General features: G+C 40.8%; 1 protein-coding gene. It reads right to left on the minus strand.

The features are described 5' to 3' along the window. Positions 1-929: AMP-binding protein (locus GJU43_RS22715; protein WP_154344183.1), on the minus strand; the 929-nt coding region annotated here is incomplete at both ends.

Genomic DNA, 929 nt, shown 5'->3' on the forward strand with positions numbered 1-929 from the left:
CGGCCTAAGTCGCCCGTTCTGCAAACCAGATCTTCACGATCCGAAACCAATGGATTTTGTACCAATAATTTTGCAGTAAGTTCCTGATCTAAATAGCCTTTACTGATGTACGGACTTTTAATGTATACTTCTCCGATTTCTCCCCACATACTCAGTCCGCTGTCGTTGATTACCGCGATCATACTGTTGGCAATGGCTTGCCCCACAGGTAAAACGGTACCGGGATCTACATCTTCGTTTGGAATGTGGTAACAGCTTTTCAGAACCGTAGTTTCGGTTAGTCCGTATAAATTGCTCATTCGGGCTGTATGTCCGGAAAGGGAACGCCATAAGGCCACATCACGACCGTATAATTTTTCTCCTGCTAAAACAACTTCTTTGATGTCTTTTAGAGAAAGATTCTGTTCTACAAGGCTGTTCGTCAATAGTCTAAATAAAGAAGGAACGGTCTGCAAAATGGTTACTTTTTCTGTTGAAAGCCATTGGCCTAACAACACCATATTCTCACGGGTTTTGGCAGCCGGAATGCACAAACAGCTTCCTGAAATCAGACTCGTTAAAATATCTTTTAGACTCGCATCAAAAGTGACTGATGCAATCTGGCTTACACGACTTTCAGGATTAAATCCGAAGGTGTTTTTGTGCCAGTTGATATAATGTGTAATGCTTTCCTGGTTCCCCACAATCGCTTTGGACTTGCCTGTTGTACCTGAACTGTAGAAAATATAACTGCTGTTGTTAACCGGATAATCGATAGTTAAATTTGCTGTACTGTAACGGTCTAAACTATAATCCGTTAAAAGAAATTCGCCTTCAGCACTTGCTTTGTATACTTCTAAAGTGGTTTGTTCAAGGGAAATCAAATCTAAATTTCCAAGTCCTAAGTCTCCCAAAAGCGAAGAACCTGATGCTTTAAAAACTAAAACATG

It is taken from the genome of Flavobacterium sp. LC2016-23, assembly GCF_009674775.1.
Lineage (GTDB): Bacteria > Bacteroidota > Bacteroidia > Flavobacteriales > Flavobacteriaceae > Flavobacterium.